Genomic DNA, 21830 nt, shown 5'->3' with positions numbered 1-21830 from the left:
TTTCCTTAGTCAGTTGTTGTAGCCGGCAGCAGCAAGGTGGCGCCGCCGCCGCCGCCGCCGCTGCCGTTGTAGCGTTTCACAACGGCGCTGCCGATCGCCGCTGCCTCTCCCTTGCGGCACAGCGCCACACAGGCGCCGCCGAAGCCGGCGCCGGTCAGGCGCGCACCAAAGACACCGTCGCTGGCGTCGAGCATCGCCACGAGCTCGTCGAGCGCGGCGATCGATACGTCATAGTCGTCGCGCAAGCTTTCGTGCGACGCCCTCATCATTTGACCGAAACGGACGGCGCTGACTCCGCTACTGGCTTCGAGCACGCGCAAGTTTTCGCTGATTACATGGCGCGCGCGCTGGCGCAGCGGCGCCGGCAATTGCTCGGCGGCAGCGACACTGTCGACGTCGCGCAGCGCGCTCACGCCCAGCGCCTGGGCGGCCGCTTCGCATTCGGCGCGGCGTTCGTTGTATTTGCTGCCGGCCAGGGTGCGCGGCACGCCGGAGTCGATGACGATGATCTCGGCGCCGGCCGGCAGCGGCAAGATGCGCGTTGCCAGCGTGCGCGCGTCGAGAAACAGCATGCGTTCTTCGTCGGCCAGGCTTGACGCCATCTGGTCCATCACGCCGCAGTGGACGCCCGCGTAACGAATTTCGGCCTGCTGGGCCAGCAGCGCCAGCGCCGTGTCGTCGAGGTCGAACTTGAGCAGGCAGCGCAAGGCGCCACCTCGAGCGCGGCGCTGCTCGACAGGCCGGTGCCGAGCGGCACGTTCGAGTCGACATGCAGGCGCAGCGGCGGCACGGCAATACCGCTGGCTTGCAGCATGCGGATGCAGCCGAACACATAGCGGGCAAAGCCGGGCGGCGCCTCGTCATTGATGCCGAACGACGCTTCGCTGCGCAGCGTGGCCGAATAGAACACGAACTTCGGCTCGCGCAGCAGGCCGACCGTGACGGTGGTGCGCTGCGGCGTGGCGATCGGCAGCATGAAGCCATCGTTGTAGTCGGTGTGTTCGCCGAGCAAGTTGACCCGGCCGGCGCGCTTGCCTGCGCGTAGTCGTCGGCAACATACTCCGCCGCGGTGATGGCGCGCTCGCTCATGCGATCGACTCCGCCGGGATCGTTACCGCCTGCAACTCAGCTGCCTTTTCTTCCGGCAACGCATCCATCGCGAACATGCCTGCGCCCAGCGCGGTGCCGGCCAGGTACATGAACCGCTCGCGCGTGGGGTACGGCGGATGGAACTGGGCATGCAGCTGCGTCTCGGGATGCGGCTGGCCGTCGGTGGGCGCCTGGTACCACGTCATCAGGTAAGGAAACGGCCGCTCCCACCAGCCTTCGTATTTCAGCAGCACGGTCTTGAGCGCGCGCGCCAGGTCGGCGCACTGCTGGATCGACAGCGCCGCAAAGTCCGGCGTCGGCGCCATCCGCGTGATCCACACTTCGTAGGGATAGCGCGCACGGCGGCACGAACGCCACCGCGTGCTCGCCCTGGTACAGCATGCGCACCGGATCGGACAGCTCCGCCCGCACAATGTCGACCAGCAACGCTCGGCCATGCTGGGCGTGGTACAGCAGTTCCTGCGCCAGCATTGCGGCCGGCACCGGCGGCACAAACGGATAGGCATAGATTTGCCCGTGCGGATAATGCAAGGTCACGCCGACTTCGGCGCCGCGGTTCTCGAACGGCAGCACGTACCGGATGGCGCCGCCTTGCGCCGCGCGTTTGGTGCGGTCGCCCCACACTTCGAGCAACAGTTCGATGCGGCCCAAGGTCAGCGTGGCCAGCGCGCCGCCCGGATCCTGGGTAAATACCACCACCTCGCAATGGCCGGTGGCCGGCGCGCTCGGCACACTGACGGCGGGCGCGTCGAGGGCGTCCAGCGCCATCGACGGGAAGCGGTTGCCGAACACCGCGATTTCGTAGTCGCCTGGAGGCAGTTCGGTCGGCGCCGCCGGGTCGGTCGTCACGGCAAGCGGGTTGTACTCGGGTGCCGGCTGGAAGGCGCGGTTCTGCCGATAAGCCGCGTAAGCCACCCATTCGCCGCGCAGTGGATGCCAGCGAAAGTGCGGGTTGGCGTCGAGCCGGTCGGCAATCGGACTGGGCGCGGCACCGGCCGATGTGATCGGCGCGCGGCTGTACAACGTAAGCGCGCGGCCGTCCGGCTTCAGGTCGTCAATCAGGTACATGAGTCAAATCACCGACGTCAGCAACAACATGTAACAAGCGTAACATGGCAGTTTTCCAAGATTTCCATTTATGCTCGACAAGCTTGCATTTTGGAATTTGTGTTAAATGCGGCTGCGCGCACCGTGCCCGGCAGTGAGCGGGATTTGCACAGTCCGTGTGGCGGCACGGCGCTGTGCGTAACGTTTTGTAGTTCCACGCTTACGAAAATAAGAGACAAAAACTGACCTTGATCGGCGTTCACGATAATCGTGCCGGGGCCGCGGCGATGTATAAAAGATACCTCTGCAGCGTTGACCTTCGACCCATGACAACTAATGACTCGAACCAATCTGACAAAACGACGCCGGCCGCCGATACCCTGGCCTTATGGGGCGGCATCGAATGCACCGTCAACCGCGTCGGCGAACGCTATTTCAACCAGATCGAGCGCAACGGCCATGAGCGCCGGCCCGACGATGTCGCCCGCTTCGCGGCGCTAGGCATCAGCGCGATCCGCTATCCGCTGCTGTGGGAGCACATCGCGCCCGACGGCCTGGGCAGCGCCGACTGGGCCTGGGCCGACCGCCAGCTGCCGGCGTTGCGCGAGGCCGGCATCGCCGTCATCGCCGGGCTGGTGCACCACGGCAGCGGGCCGCGGCATACGAGCCTGCTCGACCCGGCTTTTGCCGGCCAGCTCGCCGAATATGCCGGCGCCGTGGCGGCGCGCTACCCGTGGATCGAGCACTACACGCCGGTCAACGAACCGCTGACGACGGCGCGCTTTAGCGGCCTGTACGGTTTGTGGTACCCGCACCGCAGCGACGACCGCGCCTTTATAGAGGCGCTGCTAAACCAGTGCCGCGCCACCGTGCTGGCGATGCGGGCCATTCGCGCCGTCAATCCCGGCGCCAAACTGGTGCAGCCGGACGACCTTGGCAAGAACTACAGCACCGGCGCGCTGGCCGACCTGGCCAGCTTTTACAACGAACGGCGCTGGCTGGGGTGGGATTTGCTGTGCGGCATGGTCGATGAGCGCCATTCGCTGTGGAACTACCTGACGGCCAGCGGCCTCGACCCGGCCGCCATCCTGTGGTTCCGCGACAATCCCTGCCCGCCGGACATCATCGGCGTCAATTACTACGTCACCAGCGAACGCTGGCTCGACCATCGCACCGAACGCTATCCGCTGCACCTGGCCGGCGTGGTCGACGGCAAGCCGTGCATCGACATCGAAACGGCGCGCGCGCTGGCCACGCCAACGCCGGGTATCGGCCCGCTGCTCGATGAAATCTGGGATCGCTATCGCCTGCCGCTGGCGGTGACCGAGGCGCACCTTGCGGCCAGCCGCGAAGACCAGTTGCGCTGGCTGGCGGAAATCTGGCAGGCCGGGCTGCAAGCGCGCGACAAGGGCGTGGACCTGCGCGCGATCACCGCGTGGGCCCTGCTCGGCTCGTTTGACTGGAACAGCCTCGTCACGCGCGACGAAGGCTATTACGAGTCCGGCGCCTTCGATATCCGCGCGTCGCTGCCGCGGCCAACGGCGGTGGCCGGGATGCTGCGCGAACTGGCCGATGGCCGCGCGCCGTCCCACCCCGCGCTGCAGGGCCAGGGCTGGTGGCGGCGCTCCTCCCGCCTGCTGGGAGCGACGATTGCCGGCATGCCGGCGCCACCAGACGGCGCGGCCGATGGCGCGCCGATCCTCATTTCAGGGGCCAGCGGCACGCTCGGCCGGGCATTCGCGCGCATCTGCGCGGAGCGGCACCTCGCCTACCGCGTGCTGGGCCGCCAGGACATGGACATTGCCGACCCGTTGTCGGTGGAGCGCGCGATTGAGCGGCTGCGCCCATGGGCCATCGTCAACGCCAGCGGCTACGTGCGCGTCGACGAGGCGGAAAACGATGTCGACCGGTGCTTTCGCGAAAATGCGCTCGGCCCGGCGGTGCTGGCGGCCGCGTGTGCGCGGGCCGGGGTGCATCTGACGACATTTTCCAGCGACCTGGTATTTGACGGACAGCAGCGCGCGCCTTATGTGGAGACCGATACGATTGCTCCGCTCAACATTTATGGCCGCAGCAAGGCGGAAGGCGAATCGACAGTATTGGCGTGCAATCCGGCCGCGCTGGTGGTGCGCACCAGCTCGTTTTTCGGACCGTGGGATGGATACAACTTCGTTGCGCAGGCGATCAATACCCTCGAGGGAGGACTACCCTTCCATGCCGCCGACGACATCACCGTATCGCCAACGTATGTGCCGGACCTGGTCAACGCCTGCCTCGACTTGATCATCGACGCAGAATGCGGCGTGTGGCATCTGACCAACGGCCAGCCGCTGACGTGGGTCGAGCTGGCCGGCCAGGCGGCACGGCTTGCGGGCATCGACTGCAGCCGGCTGGAGCCGCAGGCGGCTGCAGCCTGCAATTACATCGCGGTGCGGCCGCAGTACAGCGCTCTCGACAGCAAGCGCGGCGTCCTGCTGCCAACGCTCGACAGCGCCTTGCAGCGTTTCATGGCGTCGCGCGAACGCGGCGCCGAGCATCCGCCACACTGATTGCGGCGCACGCTGAACGGCGATTAGCGGCTGCCGTCCGATACTGGCAGCGACGTATTCGGCGTGGTGCCTTGGGTCTGGCCGCTGTTGTTCTGCACCGGCGCCTTCTTCGCGTCGTTGGCCGTCGTGCCGGCCGCGGTCGAGGTGGTGGTGGCGTCGGTCGAACCGGCGCCGGTCATGCCGCTGCTGCCGGCGGTGCCGCTGGTACCCGTGGTGCCAGTGGTGCCGTTGGCCGCATTGTTCGCGGTGCCTGCCTTGCCGGCGTCGGAAGTGCCGGCCGTTGCGCTGGTGCCCGGCGTCGATGGGACGGTCGCCGTCGTCGTTGCGGTAGTGTGCGCCGGGGCGACAACGTCGGCCTTCTTGCAGCCGACTGCTGCCGCGCCGATGGCGGCGATCAGGATAAGTGTGCGTGCCGCTGACATTGGTTGGTTCATGGGTGTTCTCCTAGGTAGTGGGTTTAATTTCCTCCTGCAAATAAACCGCGAGAGGAGCACTCTGTGCGGCCTACTTGCATTTTCACTGCCCATCAACTCGCCGTCTGTTAGTTCGCGCTCAGAACCGATCACCTCGCCTACAGATTGGCCGGCCAGCGGTATTTTGGCAACACAGCTGGGGCGCTGCCGGCGACGATGACGATTTCCTTGTGGCCGTCGAAGGAAATATCGGCCGGATTGCCTTCGTAGCGCGTCAGTACCTCGCCGCTGACGATGTAGAAGCGCACCGGGCCGGTCAGGCCGGCAACCGCGGTGCGCGACAGCGACTGGCCCCAGACGCCGAAGAACTGGCCGAGCGTCAGGTTGCGCGCCACGTTCGGCTCGACGTGGACCACACCGGAGCGGTGGTGCGTGTGCAGTTCATAGGTGCAGCCGCGCAGCCCGACCGATTCCGGTACCGCCAGCCTGACGCCGTTCTGGTAAATCGAGATCAGCGCATGATTGTGCAACACATTGTTGCCCAGGCATTCGATGCCACCGATCGGCGCGCCTGTACCGCTGCCGTCGGTCCACGTGGTGGCGCCGTTTTGCGCGCCGGAAACGAGGTCGGTGTAGGCGGCGGCCAGTGTCGGCTCGGCAGGCTGCGGCACCGGCACCACTGGCGGCGCATCGTCGCCGCCACCACCGCAAGCCGACAGCAGCAACAGGCTGGTCACAGCCGCAAGTCCACCTGTGCCCACATGGTATTTTTTGGAAAACATATAGCGCTCCTGTCTTGGTCGAATCGAATTTTCCGGTCGCGGCGCGCAAACAGTCCCCCTTCCCGGCATCGGGAAAATGAATCTTTCGAGAGAAATATGCGCCGCGATGGGCAGATGAGTTACAACGATTCTACGTGGGGAGGTGGCGCGATCTGTTTAACGCAGATCAAGGGCGGAGGCTGCTATAACTTGCCGTGTGTCATTAGGGCGACAGACGGTGAGTACGCCGGCGCCGGGACCACGGCCTCGAGCCGGTCGAGGTCGTGGCGGGTAACGCATTACATGCGGCGCATGGTCCGGCCGCGGGTTGGTTGCTTCAAAATGCGGCCCTGGAATTTTTTCCAGATGAAGCCGGCGATTGCCATCATGATAATTTTACGCATCGTACACCTCCGTTTTATGGGGAAACCGCTAAAGTCGTGCATCACAACATTATGATGCTGACAACAGACCATACCCTGAACCAGAAAAACGCGCCGCCGCATTGCAGCCGTGCGCAAGCGTGCGTACGCGCACGGAGGACGAGCACCTGCGCACGCTATAGTGCAAGCTTGGCAACACAGACATGAGGGAATATGCAACCAACTAACGCAGCAACCGGCATGGGCGACCAGGAAGCCATCGATTTCATCCGGAGCGTGTTTGGCATCGTGCGCAGCGGCGACGACGCCACGCTCGGCGCGATGGTGGCGAAAGGCCTGCCGGTCAACTTCCGCAACGAAAAAGGCGACAGCCTGATCATGCTCGCCTGCTACCACGGCCACCAGGAAACCGCGCGCATCCTGCTCGAAGCCGGCGCCGACCCGAACGTGCCCAACGACCAGGGCCAGACGCCGCTGGCCGGCGTGGCCTACAAGGGCTACTTCGAGATCGCCGAATTGCTGCTGCGCCACGGCGCCGACGTCGAGGGCGCCAGCCCGGACGGCAAGACGCCGCTGATGATGGCGGCCATGTTCAACCGCCCCGCCATCATCGACCTGCTGCGCTCGCACGGCGCGGCTGTCGACGCGATCGACAGCCGCGGCATGACGGCGGCGTCGCTGGCCGAGAAGATGGGCGCCAAGGACGTGCTGCCGCACTTGCAAGGCAACCAGATCGCCTGCTGACCGCGCACGAAAGGTAAGCACGATGCCGTTCTTGATACTGACCCGCGCCGGTTTCGACGACATCGTGGCGCGCGTCGAGCCGGCCGGCGCCGTATTCCATGTCAACCCGGATCTGGTGCCTGCCGCTGAAATTGCGCGGCTGCGCGACGCCGGCGCCGACGTCAATGTGCTCGCCTCAACGGTCGATCCGCGCGCTGCCGGCGAGGTCGAACAGGCGCTGCGCTCGGCCCCGCTGCAAGGGGCGACGATGTGGGTCGAACGCGCGCCCGAGGCAGAGCGTCCCGGCGCCGCGCTGCGGCGGCGGCTGGCGAAAACGGCCGGCCAGTTCGCCAGCGGCGCGCTGCAGCGGCTGCGCTTGCCGACTGTAGGCCGGCAAATGATGGTGGTGCCCTACTTCGGCTTCGGCAACGCCGGGAAGCTGTGGGTCAAGGGGCGCGTGCTCGACGAGCGCAGCTTTCGCGAACAGACCGGCGACGACAGCGGCTGGAGCAACCTTTTACAGTTATACCGTCGCCTCGAGTCCGACGAGGTGGCCGGCGCCCGCGTGCTGGCGCACTTCGAAGGGCAGCGCATCGAAACGCAGACCGACCGCGGCGGCTATTTCACGTTCGAGATCGTACCGTCGTCGGCGCTGGCCGGCGGCTGGCATACGGTGCAACTCGAATTGCCCGACAGCATGGCCGAAGACGGCCTGCCGGTGCGGGCGGACGCCGACGTGGTGGTGCCGGCTGCCACAGCGCGCTTCGGCATCATCAGCGACATCGACGACACCGTACTGTGGACCAACGTCACCAACAAGCTGAACATGGCGCTGATGCTGGCGCGTTCAAACGCGCACACGCGCAAGCCCTTCAAGGGCGTGGCCGCGCTGTACCGCGCGCTGCACGAAGGCGCCGGCGGCAATGAAGGCAATCCGGTGTTTTATGTATCGAGCAGTCCGTGGCATCTGTTCGGGCCGCTGGTGGAATTTTTGCGCGTTCAGGGTATTCCGCTTGGGCCGCTGCTGCTGCGCGAACTGGGCGTGCGCGAGTTATTCAATCTCACTGAACACGGCGACAGCAAGCTCGACAAGATCGAACTGATCCTCAGCTTTTATCCGCAGATGCAGTTTGTGCTGATAGGCGACAGTGGCGAGCGCGATCCGGAGATATATACCGAGATCTTGCGGCGCCATCCGAAGTCGGTGCGGGTGATATATATCCGCAACGTCAATCCCGACCCGTCGCGGATTGATGCGCTGGACCGACTGACCGAGGAAGTGAGCGCCACCGGCGCCCAGCTGATCTTGGCGCCCGACAGCGTGTTCGCCGCATCGCATGCGGCGGCGGAAGGGCTGATTCACGTCGATCGCCTGGGGTCGGTGCGGCAGGATAAAAAAGAAGATGATGGCGAGCGGTGATTGCGGGTGGCGCTTGCTCGACGAACTGGCAGCCCAGCCGCCGACGGACGTGTTGGTTCTGCAGCGTCGTCGTGATCGCGTTACGCAATTGAAGGCCGTCGTGATGACGCCGATTTCAGGCAGGTCAGGAGACGGTATTGACGTACGTTATCTGCGACGGCGGCATCAAGTTCAGGTAATAGCGCTGCAGCGCGGCCACCACGCCCTGCAGCACGGTCGGATCCTTTCGGCCGGAAAACAGCCACACGCGCGAGCGCTGCAAGTTGGCGGTGGCGTCGACCGCGCCGGCCCGCGCGGCCGCCTCGGTGAAGGCGACCAGGGCTTCGACCCCGGCACCGGGCGCACCGGGTCGGGCAGCATGCAGTTGTTGAGCGCGATGTCGACGCTATTTTGCGCACAATAGAAAGGCCCCCCGGCGACGACCCCGGCGCCAATCACGCTTGCCGAATAGGCAACGTGAAACTGGACCGCCATGAAGCCGCCCGACGACAGGCCCGATACCGACACCTGCCCGGCGTCGGCGCGCACCGCCGGCAACGGCTGCGCAAGTGTGCCAGCACCGGGCAGCGTCACGGCGGCGACCCAGCACATCCTTCCGGGACAATGCATACGGCCTCCCCGAACGGTCACCGATGTTTGACCGTGCAAGGTGGCGGAAGTGCGAACCTTACACGCGCGCCCGCCGATTTCGCGCGTTTCAGGCTATGATATGCGGTGCTGTCCGTTATCAAGCTGTACCGGGGAGTTCCCCCACATCGAAAGGTAGTTCCGTGCGTCTATCCACCTTCATCCGTGAGAACCTCGAAATTATCTTGCAGGAATGGGAAGACTTCGCGGAAAGCCTGTATGTGCTGGCGGAAGCGAACAAGGCGAAACTGCGCGACCACGCCGAGCAGATGCTGACGGTGATCTGCGCCGATCTCGACTGCTACCAGAACGAAACCGACAGCGTCGCCAAGTCGAAAGGCAACGCGCCGGTCGTGGCGGCCGACACCGCCGCCGAAACGCACGCCGAAGACCGTCTCAATTCCGGCCTCACGATAGAAGAGCTGACGGCCGAGTACCGCGCCTTGCGCTCGAGCGTGCTGCGGCTGTGGCAGCGGCGCGTCAAGAGTTCCGACGAACTGGCCACGCAGGACATGGTGCGCTTTAACGAGGCGATCGACCAGGCGCTGGCCGAGTCGGTGGCGCGCTACTCGTCGATGATGCGCGACTCGCAAAACGTGTTCCTCGCCATCCTCGGCCACGACGTGCGCAATCCGCTCGGCGCCATCCGCATGGGCGCGCAATTCTTGCTGCACGACGAATCGCTGCCGGCGAAGTACCACACGGTCGCCGCTCGCATCGTCGGCAGCACCAAGCGCGTCACCGAGATCGTCAGCGACCTGATCGACTACTCCACGGGCAACCTCGGCAGCGGCATGCCGATCAAGCCGGCGCCGATGGACTTCGGGCCCGAGTGCCGCCAGGTGGTCGACGAAATCCGCGCGATGCATCCAGAACGGGTTATCGAACTGGACGTGTCGGGCAATCTGCACGTGGTGTGGGATTGCGCGCGCATGAACCAGGCGCTGTCGAACCTGGTCGCCAACGCGGTCCAGCATGGCGTCAAGGACCAGCCGGTGTGGGTGACCATCAAGGGCGGCGAGCAGGTCGCGTTTTCGGTGCAGAACATGGGCAGCGCCATCGAGCCGACCCGGCTGCGCGCGATGTTCGATCCGGCCCAGCACTTCGCGATCCGCTCGGCGAGCGAGCGCAGTGGCAGCGCGGCCGACAACCTCGGCCTGGGCTTGTACATCGCGCGCGAAATTGTCACCGCCCACGGCGGCGCCATCAGCGTGACGTCGACCGAATCGTCCGGCACGTCATTCACGGTTACGCTGCCGCGCACCGCCTCAGCCGGCTGACACTGCCGCCAGGCTGCCGCCGGCAATAGCCGCGTCGAGCTGCTCGACGCTGGCCGGCTTGGTCAGATGCGCATTGAAGCCGGCGTCGGTGGCGCGCTGGCGGTCGCGCGCTTCGCCGTAGCCGGTCAGGGCCACCAGCCGGCCGGCAAAGCCGCAGGCGCGCGCCGCCCGCGCCAGTTCAAAGCCATCCATGTCGGGCAAGCCAATGTCGAGAAATGCGACGTCCGGCTGCATCGCCTGGATCAGCCGCAGTCCGGACCTGCCGTCGTGCGCGATGTCGACCTCGTGCCCCAGCAGCGACAGCAGTGCGGCCGTGGTGGCGGCGGCGTCGCGGTTGTCGTCGACGATGACGACCTTGCGCGGCGCCTGCGCGCGCGCTACGCGTTCGACCGGCATGGCGCCGGCCAGCGGCGAATCGATCGCCGGCAACGCCACCTCGAACAAGCTGCCCAAACCCGGTCCGCGGCTCGACGCGCGCACGGCGCCGCCATGCAGATCGACGATGTTGAAGATGATCGTCAGCCCCAGGCCCAGCCCGCCGGCGGAGCGCGCCAGCGGCTGCGGCGCCTGGTAGAACGGCTCAAACACGAGCGCGGCGGTGGCCGGATCCATGCCGATGCCGTTGTCGGCGACGCGCAGCAGCGCCTCGCCGTCCTGGCGCCAGACGCTGATGACGACGTCGCCGGCGCCGCCGTAGCGCACCGCGTTGGCCAGCAGGTTCGACGCCACCTGCACCAGGCGCGTCTCGTCGCCCATCACCCATACCTCGCCCTTCGACTCGACAAAGTAGCGGCCCTGCGCGGCCATCGCCGGCCGGATCGCGTCGGCCGCCTGGGTGACGACGGCCGACAGGCACACCGGTTCGTTGTTCATCACCAGCTTGCCTTCGGCAATGCGGGAGACGTCGAGCAGGTCGTCGACCAGCCGTTTCATGTGATCGACCTGGCGCCGCATCGTCTGGCGTTCGCGCAGCGAATCGGGATTGGCGCGCATGTCCATCAGGTCGAGCGCCATCAGGATCGGCGACAGCGGATTGCGCAGTTCATGGCCCAGCACGGCGAGAAAATTGTCCTTCGTCGCCGACGCCTGCTCGGCGCGCAGCAGCGCCTCCTGCAGCGAACCGACCAGCTTTTCGCGCGCGAGTTCGCCCTGCAGCAGCGCGCCGGATGCGCGCACCAGCTCTTCGCCCATCTCGTTGACTTCGCTGATGCGGCTGTAAGCGCGGCGCACCGTGCGGCGCTGGCCGAGCCGCGCGGTCTGTCGCTTCAGGTGCGAGAACGACAGCACGATGCGCTGCGCGACGAACACCGCCAGCGCGCCGTACAGCGCCAGCGACACGACGATCGCCATCGCGTAGGCGGCCAGCGTGCGGCGCAGCACCTCGGCAAAGTGCGCGGTCGGCGCGCCGACAGCAACCGTCCAGCCATGGCGCGGCAGGCGCGTGAACGTCGTCAGCACCTCGTTGCCTTCGAGCGTGGTGGTGATGCCGGCGCCTTCGCGCTGCTCCGGCTTGATCAGCTTGGCCAAGGTGGCCGACATACCGGTGCCGACCGTGCGCTCGTGGTCGAGCGAGCGCGCCACCCGCAAGCCGTACGAGTCGTGCACCGACACCACCCACCCGGCCGGCAGCTGCTGGTTGTTGAGCACCCGCAGCATGCGGTCCGGCGCCAGCGCTGCGGTGACGACATAACGCACGCGGCCGTCGAGCGACACCGGCACGCGCACCGGCACCGCCGGCTGGTTCAACTGCCCCTTGGACACCTTGCCGATCGCCGGCCGCTGCGTGCGAATCGCCTGCGCCAGGCTGTCGGGCTCGACCACCTTGCTGGTCGCGCCGAACGGCGCCGAGGTGCGGAACAGGACGCGCCCTTCAGCGTCGGTGACGACGACGCTGCGCCAGTCCGCCTGACGGGCGACAGTGCTGCGCGCGACCTCATAAAACTTTTCCATGTCGTTGCCGCGCAGCGCCGGGTCGGCCGACAGCATCTTGACGTTTTCAACGGTGGTTTCCAGTTCGGAATCGATGGCGCTGGCAAGCGCGCGCGACAGCGCCATCATCGACTGTTCCAGTTCGTAGCGCCGCTCGTTGACCGACGCATAGATGACCCAGCCGCCGATCGATGCCACCGGCAGCAGTCCCAGGCAGACAAGCAAGACGAGGAAATGCCGAAGTGGCAGTGAGAAGTTGCGGGCCATGAGTGTGGTCCTGAAGGCGACCCCTCACTATACCCTTTCCAAGGGTAAATTTCGATACCGCAACGATCAGAAATGTCCTACAGCGAGCTGAGTAGTACACCGATCCAGATGAGTCAGCCGCTTGCTTACTATTTCTACTCCTTCCCGACTCAAGCCTACGCAGGAGCTCGACAGGGAGTTTTCTTCAAATTAATTCGGAGATCATCATGGCATCATCGAACCACCGCCACGACACCGAAGGCCCGGACGACATGGCCGCGCACGCGCGCAGCGTGCTGACCGACACCGCGTTGACGGTCCCGGTGGGCGCCGGCCGCCTGCTGCTCGGCACGTGGCAGGCGATCTCCCTGTGGGAACACCGCACAACGCCGCAACGGCGCCGCGTGGTGATCACCATCCTCGGCGCATGACACCCAACACCGCTAACTGACACCGCAAACCTCAGAGTCGTCGTTCGTGCGGTTCGTCTTGGAGGGAAGCTCCGCGTAGTAAAATCGTCAAGCGAGCACTGATCGTGCTGCCGCCTTGATGAGGAATCCCATGACCGAATACGTAATATCACCACCGGCCACGCCGTCCATCGCCGTCGCCGGCAGCAGCGCCAGGTTCCCGATCCGCCGCCTGTTTTGTGTCGGCCGTAATTACGCCGCCCACGCCCGCGAGATGGGCAACGATCCAAACCGCGAACCGCCGTTCTTTTTCATGAAGCCCGCCGACGCCGTCGTCGACGCCCAGGGCACGCTGCCCTACCCGCCCGCAACGAACGACCTGCATCATGAAGTGGAAATGGTGGTCGCTCTCGGCGCCGGCGGCGCCAACATCGCGCCGGCCGATGCACTGTCGACGGTGTGGGGCTACGGCGTCGGGCTCGACCTGACGCTGCGCGACATACAGGCGGTGGCCAAGGACCTGCGCCGCCCATGGGACTTCTCCAAGGGTTTCGACGCGTCGGCGCCGTGCAGCGCGCTCCATCCGGTCAGTGAAGTCGGCCACCCGGCCGGCGCCCGCATCTGGCTGGAGGTCAATGGCGCCGTGGTCCAGCAAGGCACGCTCGACGAATTGATCTGGCCGGTGGCCGACATCATCAGCCATATCTCGCGCTTCGTCACGCTGGCGCCGGGCGACCTGATTTTCTCCGGCACGCCGGCCGGCGTCGGCGCCTTGCAGCCGGGCGACCGCGTGCGCGGCGGCGTCGACGGCGTCGCCACCTTCGAATGCGCCATCGGCCAGGCCCCTCGCCCGGAATAATTTGTCCGCTGCTAACCATCCCGAGGCGCTGGCGCCGCTGGTCCACCCGGTGTTCCGCATGCTGTGGAGCACCTGGCTAGTTGCCAACCTGTGCATGTGGATGAACGACGTGGCCGCGGCGTGGATGATGACGTCGCTGACGAGCGCGCCGATCTGGGTGGCGCTGGTGCAGACCGCCGCTACCTTGCCGGTGTTCCTGCTCGGCGTGCCGAGCGGCGCGCTGGCCGACATCCTCGACCGGCGCCGCTACTTCATCGTCACCCAGTTCTGGGTGGCCGCCGTGGCGCTGCTGCTGTGCTTGGTGGTGCTGTCGGGCGTGATGAATCCGCCGCTGCTGCTGGCGCTTACGTTCGCCAACGGCATCGGCCTGGCGATGCGCTGGCCGGTGTTTGCCGCAATCGTGCCCGAACTGGTGCCGCGCCCGCAACTGCCGGCCGCTTTGGCGCTGAACGGCGTGGCGATGAATGCGTCGCGCATCGCCGGCCCCCTCATTGCCGGCGCGCTGATCGCCAGCGTCGGCACCGCATACGTGTTCGTGCTCAACGCCGTGCTGTCGGTCGCCGCTGGCTTCGTCATCATGCGCTGGCGCCGCGAGCATGTGCCAAGCCCGCTGGGGCGCGAGCGCTTCGGCCGCGCGATGCGGGTCGGCATCCAGTTCGTCAGCCAGTCGGCGCGGGTCAAGGCCGTGCTGGCGCGCATCGCGGTGTTCTTCTTTCATTCGGCCGGCCTGATGGCGCTGCTGCCGCTGGTGGCGCGCAACCTCGACGGCGGCGCCGCCACTTACACGGCGCTGCTTGCCTGCATGGGCGGCGGCGCGATTGTCGCCGTGCTGTTTTTGCCGCGCTTGCGCCAGGCGCTCACGCGCGACCTGCTGGTGTTGTACGGCGCCCTGTTGCAGGCAGCAATGAGTTTGGTGATCGCCGTCAGCGGCGACATGACGGCGACGATGGCCGCAATGGTGCTGACCGGCATGGCCTGGATCACGACCGCCAATTCGCTCAGCGTGTCGATGCAGCTGGCGTTGCCGGACTGGGTGCGCGCGCGCGGCATGTCGATCTACCAGATGGCGCTGATGGGTTCGAGCGCGGCGGGTGCCGCCGTGTGGGGCCAGGTGGCAACCGTCGACAGCGTGCAGCACAGCCTTGTTTATGCCGCCATCAGCGGCATCGTGGTGATGCTGCTGGTGCTGCGCCTGGTGCAGGACCGCGGCCTGGTCGACGACCTGACGCCGTCGCAGTTGTTCAAGGCGCCGGTGGCCGACGCGCCTCCCGGGCGCGGCCGCATCGTGCTCAGCATCGAGTACATCATCGACCCGGCGCGCGCCGACGCATTTGTCGCGCTGATGCAGGAGAGCCGGCGCAGCCGCCTGCGCCAGGGCGCGCTCGGCTGGCAGCTGCTGCGCGACATCGCCGAGCCTGGGCGCTACACCGAAGTGGTGATCGACGACTCTTGGACCGAGCACCTGCGCCGTTTCGACCGGGTGACCGCGGGCGACGTGTCGCTGCGCGAACGCAAGCTGGCGTTTCATCTGGGCGAGGAAGCGCCGCAGGTGAGGCGGCGGGTGAATGTGTCGGCTTCGACGGCGCGCAGTGTGCCGCCGTAAGCAGCTTAGATTGGCGGCGGGCGTCGGCATCGATGTGTGCAAAACTCACTGTCTGTAAAAATCGATGTTCTGGAAGCGGAATACCGTTGCGGTCAACGTGTACGGAAACGTCACTGCGGCCATGCTGACCGGCTTGTTGTAAGCGTAAGGGCTGTTAGTCAATGCCGAGTTGGTAAACCGGTAGGTCAGCGATCGTCCATCCGTCGACCAGGTCATTGTGTTAGTCAGCGTGCCGGAGTATTGATTGATCGATTGTTGGTAGAATTTGCCTGTGTTGCTGCCGGTTTCGTTGTCGAACACCCAGCAGTTCTGGTTGCCGGCCGTGTCAGTGCACCACGTTCCCTTCAGGCCTGTGCCGGACGCTCCGCCGCTACCGGAAATAGTCACGTCCATGGAACCGAGCAGCGTGCCGCGATAATTGCTGTAAATCTGACCTTTTACCGCGCCCGCCTTGTTGGGGGTGCAGCTAAATTTTTGCTCGGTCAGCGAGCCGCCGGCAAGGATGACCATCAGGCTGCAATTGGGCAAATCAATGTACATATCGTTGCGCAGGTCGGTACCGAACAGCGTGAAAACCGTGAGCTGGCCAAGGGCTGCCGTGGAAGGCGAATAGCTGGTGGGCTTCGGTTGCGGCTGAGGCTGGACATCGACAGCGAACGAAAATAGACGCTGACCGGTGATGAAAGACTCGACGTAGCCGACCTTGTTGCCGGCAGACTGAGGCGTACAAGTATAGGTCCGGGCGGTTTCTGTCCCCCCCGCGAACAGAAGATCAGCGCAATCGGGCAGTACCACATTGATCGGATGGTTTCTATCCATGCCGCTGCCGCGCACCACCAAGGTCAGTGTGCGCTTGGCAATGGCCGCGCCCGTTGTGACGGCATTCACAATCAAGGGCACGCCGCCCTTTTCATTCGGGAACACCCACGAAGAGCCGGTGAACAGCCCGCGCATATCGATTGCACGGAGACGATCCGAGTCGCTGATGATGCTCGCCTCGGTTAAAGGAACCTTGTTTTGAGCCACGTCTTGCAGCGAGGCGGTGGCCATTGGCTCACCGCCGATGTTGGCGATGGCGACATTGCCGTTGGCATAGCTGACCCGGGTGCGCTCCAGCAGCGCGTCGTAGCTGCTGGCGTTCGGATCGGCCACATAGCCAGTCTTGATCAAGTCGTTGATATCGCGCGGCATCATCGTCCCTAGCATGGTCTTGACACCCGTTGTGGCGGCAGCCAGTTTCTCTTCATCATTGGGCAGTCCGGAAACCGGGCCGTCGCCGAGCACGACAGGTGCGGCGTACCCGCGCGTGATGATGTCAGAAATCGGGGTGATATTCATGCGGATGTCGCCGCCGATCTTGTCCGTACTAATTGAAAACAAGTTGATTTCGCGTCCGCCGAGGGTGAACCTGGCGCGCACCACGAACGGTCCGGTCAACTTGCGCCGGATATCGGCCAGCGGCAAGATCCATCCGCCCTGCGCATCGGCGATGGTTGAATCGACCAGCCCTTCAAAGTCGAACAGACTGATATCGGCACTGCCGATAGCCGCTCCCATCGCCACCGTACCGCTGAAGGTGGTCATGTTGCCGAACACGGTCGCCTTGGAAAAATTGTTCAGGTCGACCGGGCTTGGCGCCGTGCGGCCCAGGTGGGTGTTATCGGCCAGCTGGCCACGGTCATTCCGGCCCCAGGCGCGCAGGCTCTGGTCGCGCAAGATACCCAGGGCGTGATCGCCAGAGGCGACGATCGATGTATATCCCGTGCCGATCTGCTGGGGTACGAACTGGGCTGGGTCGGTGCTGTTAAGAAACTGGAAGTCTCCCCAGGCCCACAGCGTGCCGTCGCTTTTGCGCGCAAACATGCGTTCTTCCCCGGTGGCCACCTCAACAAAGCCGACGCCGATCTGGCGCGGCGTAAGCGACTGCGTCACCGTTGCGCCAGCGCCAAGCGCGCCGCGCCCGCTGGTGCCCCACGTCCAAAGCGAGCCGTCGGTCCTGATCGCGGCCGAGACCGACCCGGCGGCGATGGCGCTGTAGCCGGTGCCGATGAAGGTCGGTACGAGACGATCTAGCTTAGTGCCATCGCCAAGCGTTCCGCCGGTATTGCTGCCCCACGCCCACAGTGTGCCGTCGTGCTTGAGTGCGAGCGAGTGATACCAGCCCGCGGCAATGGCCTTGTAGCCGGTGCCCACCAGCAGCGGCGTCGGGCGGTCGACGCGATGCCCCAGGCCCAGTTGACCGACTTCGTTCTTACCCCACGACATTAAACTGCCATCGGTCTTGAGTGCCAGCGTAAAGTCTCCCACCGTCGATACGGTGCTGTAGCCGGTCCCGATCTGGGTCGGATTGCGCAGCGAGATGGTATCGGCTATGCCCAGGCTGCCATTGAAGCCGCCGCCCCACGCCCACAGGCTGCCATCGAGCTTGACACCGTAGCTCTTGTAGTCTCCAGCGGCAGCCTGGACGAAACCGGTGCCCACCTGGACCAGCGTGCTGCGGTCGGTGGTAGTGCCGTCGCCGAGCTGGCCAAAGGCATTCAAGCCGCTTGCCCACAGGCTGGCGTCAGTGTTAATGACCAAGGTGTGCGCGCCGCCCGCGGCGACCATCAGTTTCGCCAGCGGGGCCGGGTGGGCCAGCAGCGCTTGTACGGTCGCCTCGATAGCAGGACTGAAACGCGCCGCATCGGTGGCAAAGGCGATGTTGGCCAGCATTGCGCGCGCCATCCGTATTGCATCCAGGCCAGCATACGCCGCAATGCGCTGCTGGTTGTTGAGCGCGCTTGTGAAGGCAGATGCCACGCTCGCCTTGTTGACGATCGATTGCATGTCGGTCGACTGGGCGCCGCCCATGATCGCCAGCGCGGCACCGCCACGCGTCACCAAATTCTTGTCAAGCAACCCCACCCAAAAGGCTTTGCCGGAGGTATCGGGAGCGCGGTTGAACAGATTACGATAAATGGCGGAAATAAAAGCGTCATTGGTGCCAGGGTAGAGATCCTGACTTTCAAAACTGGTGCCAAAGCTATCGACTACGGCCCGAACGGTCGCGTTGCTGGAGTAGGCGTTGGCAACGGCGACCAGCGAGGTCGGCGCCTGTACGTCGGCAAACAACTTGCCATAGAAATTCAGACCGGACAGGTCGGCCGGCCGGCCGAAATAGCCAACATAAATTTGCTGCAACACCATGTGGTAATCGGCCGCTGTGCGCGCCGGACTTGCCTGTTGCAGTGTGGCCAATGTCCGAGTTGGCGTCGGCGGCGGGGAAGCCACGTCACCACCACAGGACATCATTGCCAGGCACAACGTCGACATGACCATACTGCGCAATGGTGAAAAGAGGAACGATTTCATGGCGCAGTCCTGGGATGAGAAGGGGCGTCGTGCAATAATATCAAGCTTCCCGCGTGTTGTCGAATTATTATTGTTCGATGACATGCCGAGGCCGCAATCAGCCGGAGTGGCGGGAAAAACTCGGCATTGACACGGCCACCGACGCGACGCTGCTTGGCCGCTGGAATTCGGCGCGAACCTCTATCGAGGATTGCCCACCGAAGGTTCGCCGCTCAACGCATACGGCACTGCCCTCGCCCACCGGTTGGCCGACAGCGAAAACGTCAGCGCGCGCACCTGGTGATACCAGCCTGCCGGCACGTACAGCATGTCGCCCGGGCCGACGATACATTCGAACGTGCTCGCCTGGCGCGCCAGCGGGAATGTGTCAAAGTCGGGCGCCTCGGGATCGAACGGGGATCCGAACAGGATGGCGTTCGCCTCGCGGGGATACAGGAACTCGTCGTGATGCGGCGGCGCCAGGAAAATCCGCTTGGTGCCCCAGATCTGCGCGAAGATGTTGTCGTCGTAGTCGCAATGGAGCGGCGTCACCGTTCCGGCCGGGCCCAGCCAGAAGCGCGGCGGACCCATCTTGCTGAAATACGCCGGCCAGTAGCACAGCGAATTGAGCTCGCGCAGTTCCAGGTTGCCCAGGTAAGGCGGCAGGCCACCGGCGCCGGCGGCGACGAGGTCGAGGTACTCGAGCATCGTCATGTCCTGCATGGCACGGTCGGCCGCGAACGCGGTGTTGATGTAGTCGCCAACCCGCGCGCGCACCAACAAATGGCTGAAGCGCTCGCGCAGCGTTTGCGGCGTCAGCGCCGACAGCGGCCAGCGCTCAACCATGCCGGAGATGAGGAAAGGTAGCCCTCGTGCCGCCTGAACACGGAACGCCTTGGCATCGAGGACGCCTAAGCGCGGCACCGCGGTAATGACTGGCAAATCGCGCGCCACACGCTTGATCGCATTGCGCATGGCGCCGATCGACGTGACGCCGCGAACCTGTGCATCGCGCTGTTCGCGGGCCTGCTTGCGCGCGATCGCGTCTTCGGGCGATGTCGGCCGAGATGCCGCCAACGGAGGCGGCGACCGCTGCGCGACGCGCGTCTGCGCCTCTTGCTCGCGGCTCGCCGCATTTTTTTCTACTGACATGAAGCTTTACCATCTGATCGTGACGGCCCGAAGTATACACTCAGTGGCGGCAAGGACCACGGTCTTGGGGCAAATGTCCTGGAGGCCGCGCAACGCGCACCTGCCCCCCCAGCCTTAGTTGTAGCGCCCCCTCGCACCGCCCCGGCTGTAACGGCCGGCCCCGGGCAGCGCCACGGCCACTTCGATTCCCCGCTGGTCGCACTCGACACCGGCTCGCCTTTGCTTATCTCAGGTTAAGGCGCCACAGTGGCGGCCCGCGGTACATTGCGTGTGGGCCGGCACGGGCTGGCCCGCCCTTCATCGAGCCCCCATGAACCTGTCACAGGCACTTCTGCACGCTTTGCACAAGCACGGCGCCCGCGAAATTTTCGGCATCCCGGGCGACTTCATCCTGGCCTTCTTTCGCCAGGTCGAGACGACCGCCATACTTCCCATGTTCACCCTCAGCCACGAGCCCGGGGTCGGCTTTGCCGCCGACGCGGCGGCGCGCTACCACACCCGGCTGGGCGTGGCGGCGGTGACCTACGGCGCCGGCGCCCTCAACATGGTCAACGCGGTGGCCTCCTCGTACGCCGAAAAGGTGCCGCTGGTGGTCATTTCCGGGGCGCCCGGCGCCGCCGAGCGCCGCAGCGGCTACCTGCTGCACCACCAGGCCAAGACGCTCGACTCGCAACTGGCCATCTTCCGCGAGATTAGCTGCGACCAGGTGGTGCTGGACGACCCGGCGCGCGCGCCGGCGGACATCGCGCGCGTGCTGGCCAGTTGCCTGGCCCATTCGCGCCCCGTGTATATCGAACTGCCGCGCGACATGGTCCTGATGCCATGCGCGCCGGTGCCGCGCCTGGCGCCGCCCGCCGCGCAGCCGCGCGCGCTGGCCGCCTGCACCGAGGCGATCCTGGCGCGGCTGTCGCAGGCGCGCGCGCCACTGCTGCTGGTGGGCGTCGAAATCCGCCGCTACGGCATCGAGCACAAGGTCGCGCGCCTGGCGCGACTGCTCAACATTCCGGTGGCGACCACGTTCATGGGCCGCGGCCTGCTGGCCGATACCGACGTGGCGCTGCTCGGCACCTACCTCGGCGTGGCCGGACCGGCCGCGCTGTCGGCCGCGGTCGAGCAGTCCGACGCGCTGTTCATGCTCGGCGTGATCGTCTCCGACACCAACTTCGGCGCGTCGGGCAAGACCATCGACCTGCACGCCAGCATCCATGCGCACGACGGCGCCGTCAGCATGGATTACCAGGTCTACCCCGGGATGCCGCTCGAGGCGCTGGTGGACGCGCTGCTCGAACACGGGCGGCGGGTCGGCACGCAAGCGAGCGCGCTGGCGCCGCCCGCGTATCCGCATGACTTGCCGCGCGACGCAGCACCCATCGCGCCGCGCGACATCGCGCGCGCCGTCAACGACGTGCTGGCGGCGCATCCCGGCCTGCCGCTGGCGGCCGACATCGGCGACTGCCTGTTTACCGCGCTCGACATCGCGCACACGGCGCTGGTGGCGCCGGGCTACTACGCCACCATGGGCTACGGCGTGCCGGCCGGCCTTGGCTTGCAGGCAGGCGGCGCCGGCCGGCCGGTGATCCTGGTCGGCGACGGCGCTTTCCAGATGACCGGCTGGGAGCTGGGCAACTGCCAGCGCTACGGCTGGGACCCGATCGTCATCGTCTTTAACAACTGCAGCTGGGAGATGCTGCGCGCGTTCGAGCCGGCCGCCGGCTTCACCGACCTGAGCGACTGGCACTTCGCCGACGTGGCGCCGGCCCTGGGCGGCAACGGCTGCCGCGTCACCACCCGCGCCGAACTGGGCGCCGCCCTCGATGCGGCGCTGGCGCGGCGCGGGCGCTTCGAGCTGATCGAAGTGATGATTCCGCGCGGCGTCGTCTCCGACACGCTCGGGCGCTTCGTCAACGGCGTGCGGCGCCTGCAGCAAAGCGCCCCCGCCCCACTCACGCTGGCACGCTCGCGCGAGCTCGAACCGGCACTCTGACCTC

Annotated in this window: 17 protein-coding genes and 1 pseudogene; 9 read left to right on the top strand and 9 right to left on the bottom strand. The window is 65.7% G+C overall.

All coding sequences use genetic code 11. The annotated features are described in order from the left end of the window. Window positions 1-5: 5 nt before the first annotated feature. From ACP7DD_RS05670 to ACP7DD_RS05655, 4 genes and pseudogenes are all read right to left on the bottom strand, one after another. Window positions 6-707, bottom strand: a complete 702-nt coding sequence (locus ACP7DD_RS05670) for a galactokinase (RefSeq protein WP_426173724.1) — start codon at window positions 705-707, stop codon at window positions 6-8. Further along, window positions 611-1012 carry a galactokinase family protein gene (locus tag ACP7DD_RS05665; RefSeq protein WP_426173723.1) on the bottom strand — a complete coding sequence of 134 codons (402 nt, stop codon included), beginning with the start codon at window positions 1010-1012 and terminating at the stop codon, window positions 611-613. The genes ACP7DD_RS05670 and ACP7DD_RS05665 overlap by 97 nt, the downstream gene beginning before the upstream one ends. Window positions 1013-1085: 73 nt before the next feature. Further along, window positions 1086-1415, bottom strand: coding sequence for a hypothetical protein (locus tag ACP7DD_RS05660; RefSeq protein ID WP_426173722.1), 330 nt, complete (start codon window positions 1413-1415; stop codon window positions 1086-1088). 241 nt (window positions 1416-1656) lie between these two features. Next, window positions 1657-2178: pseudogene (locus ACP7DD_RS05655) on the bottom strand (galactose-1-phosphate uridylyltransferase); the annotation flags it as partial. Window positions 2179-2483: 305 nt separating this feature from the next. Here ACP7DD_RS05655 and ACP7DD_RS05650 point away from each other — a divergent pair. Next, window positions 2484-4706 (top strand): family 1 glycosylhydrolase, encoded by a 2223-nt coding sequence (locus tag ACP7DD_RS05650; protein WP_426173721.1) that lies wholly within the window; start codon window positions 2484-2486, stop codon window positions 4704-4706. Window positions 4707-4729: 23 nt separating this feature from the next. On the opposite strand, the gene ACP7DD_RS05645 is transcribed toward ACP7DD_RS05650, so the two are convergent. After that, a complete protein-coding gene (locus ACP7DD_RS05645; RefSeq protein ID WP_426173720.1) occupies window positions 4730-5140 on the bottom strand; it encodes a hypothetical protein in 411 nt (136 codons plus the stop codon). A 137-nt stretch (window positions 5141-5277) separates the two neighbouring features. Then, window positions 5278-5901 (bottom strand): hypothetical protein, encoded by a 624-nt coding sequence (locus ACP7DD_RS05640; protein ID WP_426173719.1) that lies wholly within the window; start codon window positions 5899-5901, stop codon window positions 5278-5280. Between the two features lie 575 nt (window positions 5902-6476). Here ACP7DD_RS05640 and ACP7DD_RS05635 point away from each other — a divergent pair. The 4 genes from ACP7DD_RS05635 to ACP7DD_RS05620 all read left to right on the top strand — a co-directional run bounded on the left by ACP7DD_RS05635 (window position 6477) and on the right by ACP7DD_RS05620 (window position 10313). Continuing rightward, window positions 6477-7007 (top strand): ankyrin repeat domain-containing protein, encoded by a 531-nt coding sequence (locus tag ACP7DD_RS05635; protein ID WP_426173718.1) that lies wholly within the window; start codon window positions 6477-6479, stop codon window positions 7005-7007. A gap of 22 nt (window positions 7008-7029) precedes the next feature. Next, complete coding sequence (locus ACP7DD_RS05630) at window positions 7030-8406, top strand: App1 family protein (protein WP_426173717.1); 1377 nt, start codon at window positions 7030-7032, stop codon at window positions 8404-8406. 13 nt (window positions 8407-8419) lie between these two features. Then, on the top strand, window positions 8420-8809 hold the full coding sequence (locus tag ACP7DD_RS05625) for a hypothetical protein (protein WP_426173716.1): 390 nt from the start codon (window positions 8420-8422) through the stop codon (window positions 8807-8809). A gap of 367 nt (window positions 8810-9176) precedes the next feature. After that, complete coding sequence (locus ACP7DD_RS05620) at window positions 9177-10313, top strand: sensor histidine kinase (RefSeq protein ID WP_426173715.1); 1137 nt, start codon at window positions 9177-9179, stop codon at window positions 10311-10313. Here ACP7DD_RS05620 and ACP7DD_RS05615 read toward each other — a convergent pair. Next, complete coding sequence (locus tag ACP7DD_RS05615) at window positions 10302-12509, bottom strand: hybrid sensor histidine kinase/response regulator (RefSeq protein WP_426173714.1); 2208 nt, start codon at window positions 12507-12509, stop codon at window positions 10302-10304. The genes ACP7DD_RS05620 and ACP7DD_RS05615 overlap by 12 nt on opposite strands. A gap of 188 nt (window positions 12510-12697) precedes the next feature. On the opposite strand from ACP7DD_RS05615, the gene ACP7DD_RS05610 reads away from it, so the two are divergent. The 3 genes from ACP7DD_RS05610 (at window position 12698) to ACP7DD_RS05600 (ending at window position 15360) form a co-directional block, all read left to right on the top strand. Beyond that, on the top strand, window positions 12698-12919 hold the full coding sequence (locus tag ACP7DD_RS05610; RefSeq protein ID WP_426173821.1) for a YjbQ family protein: 222 nt from the start codon (window positions 12698-12700) through the stop codon (window positions 12917-12919). A gap of 130 nt (window positions 12920-13049) precedes the next feature. Then, a complete protein-coding gene (locus ACP7DD_RS05605; RefSeq protein WP_426173713.1) occupies window positions 13050-13757 on the top strand; it encodes a fumarylacetoacetate hydrolase family protein in 708 nt (235 codons plus the stop codon). Window positions 13758-13815: 58 nt separating this feature from the next. Next, entirely contained in the window at window positions 13816-15360 is a 1545-nt protein-coding gene (locus ACP7DD_RS05600) for an MFS transporter (protein ID WP_426173820.1), read from the top strand. A 45-nt stretch (window positions 15361-15405) separates the two neighbouring features. Here the strand turns inward: ACP7DD_RS05600 and ACP7DD_RS05595 are convergent, their stop codons facing one another. Both ACP7DD_RS05595 and ACP7DD_RS05590 read right to left on the bottom strand, forming a co-directional pair. After that, window positions 15406-18711 carry a DUF4214 domain-containing protein gene (locus ACP7DD_RS05595; RefSeq protein WP_426173712.1) on the bottom strand — a complete coding sequence of 1102 codons (3306 nt, stop codon included), beginning with the start codon at window positions 18709-18711 and terminating at the stop codon, window positions 15406-15408. Between the two features lie 180 nt (window positions 18712-18891). Continuing rightward, window positions 18892-19842: a cupin-like domain-containing protein gene (locus tag ACP7DD_RS05590; protein ID WP_426173711.1), complete on the bottom strand. Its 951-nt coding sequence runs from the start codon at window positions 19840-19842 to the stop codon at window positions 18892-18894. Between the two features lie 310 nt (window positions 19843-20152). On the opposite strand from ACP7DD_RS05590, the gene ipdC reads away from it, so the two are divergent. After that, window positions 20153-21826, top strand: a complete 1674-nt coding sequence (gene ipdC, locus ACP7DD_RS05585; protein ID WP_426173710.1) for an indolepyruvate/phenylpyruvate decarboxylase — start codon at window positions 20153-20155, stop codon at window positions 21824-21826. Window positions 21827-21830 lie beyond the last annotated feature (4 nt).

The organism is Massilia sp. TWR1-2-2 (assembly GCF_049897565.1).
In the GTDB taxonomy this organism is placed as follows: domain Bacteria; phylum Pseudomonadota; class Gammaproteobacteria; order Burkholderiales; family Burkholderiaceae_D; genus JAFCUW01.
The sequence above is the reverse complement of the archived record's forward strand: the minus strand, read 5'-3'. Positions and strand labels throughout refer to the sequence as shown.

Excerpts from the sequence above, each read along its gene's own strand:
- ACP7DD_RS05660 (WP_426173722.1), bottom strand. The coding sequence starts at position 1,415 with ATGGCGCCGACGCCGGACTTTGCGGCGCTGTCGATCCAGCAGTGCGCC.
- ACP7DD_RS05600 (WP_426173820.1), top strand. The coding sequence starts at position 13,816 with ATGCTGTGGAGCACCTGGCTAGTTGCCAACCTGTGCATGTGGATGAAC.
- ACP7DD_RS05615 (WP_426173714.1), bottom strand. The coding sequence starts at position 12,509 with ATGGCCCGCAACTTCTCACTGCCACTTCGGCATTTCCTCGTCTTGCTT.
- ACP7DD_RS05595 (WP_426173712.1), bottom strand. The coding sequence starts at position 18,711 with ATGAAATCGTTCCTCTTTTCACCATTGCGCAGTATGGTCATGTCGACG.
- ACP7DD_RS05640 (WP_426173719.1), bottom strand. The coding sequence starts at position 5,901 with ATGTTTTCCAAAAAATACCATGTGGGCACAGGTGGACTTGCGGCTGTG.
- ACP7DD_RS05630 (WP_426173717.1), top strand. The coding sequence starts at position 7,030 with ATGCCGTTCTTGATACTGACCCGCGCCGGTTTCGACGACATCGTGGCG.
- ACP7DD_RS05635 (WP_426173718.1), top strand. The coding sequence starts at position 6,477 with ATGCAACCAACTAACGCAGCAACCGGCATGGGCGACCAGGAAGCCATC.
- ACP7DD_RS05650 (WP_426173721.1), top strand. The coding sequence starts at position 2,484 with ATGACAACTAATGACTCGAACCAATCTGACAAAACGACGCCGGCCGCC.
- ACP7DD_RS05590 (WP_426173711.1), bottom strand. The coding sequence starts at position 19,842 with ATGTCAGTAGAAAAAAATGCGGCGAGCCGCGAGCAAGAGGCGCAGACG.
- ACP7DD_RS05605 (WP_426173713.1), top strand. The coding sequence starts at position 13,050 with ATGACCGAATACGTAATATCACCACCGGCCACGCCGTCCATCGCCGTC.
- ipdC (WP_426173710.1), top strand. The coding sequence starts at position 20,153 with ATGAACCTGTCACAGGCACTTCTGCACGCTTTGCACAAGCACGGCGCC.
- ACP7DD_RS05645 (WP_426173720.1), bottom strand. The coding sequence starts at position 5,140 with ATGAACCAACCAATGTCAGCGGCACGCACACTTATCCTGATCGCCGCC.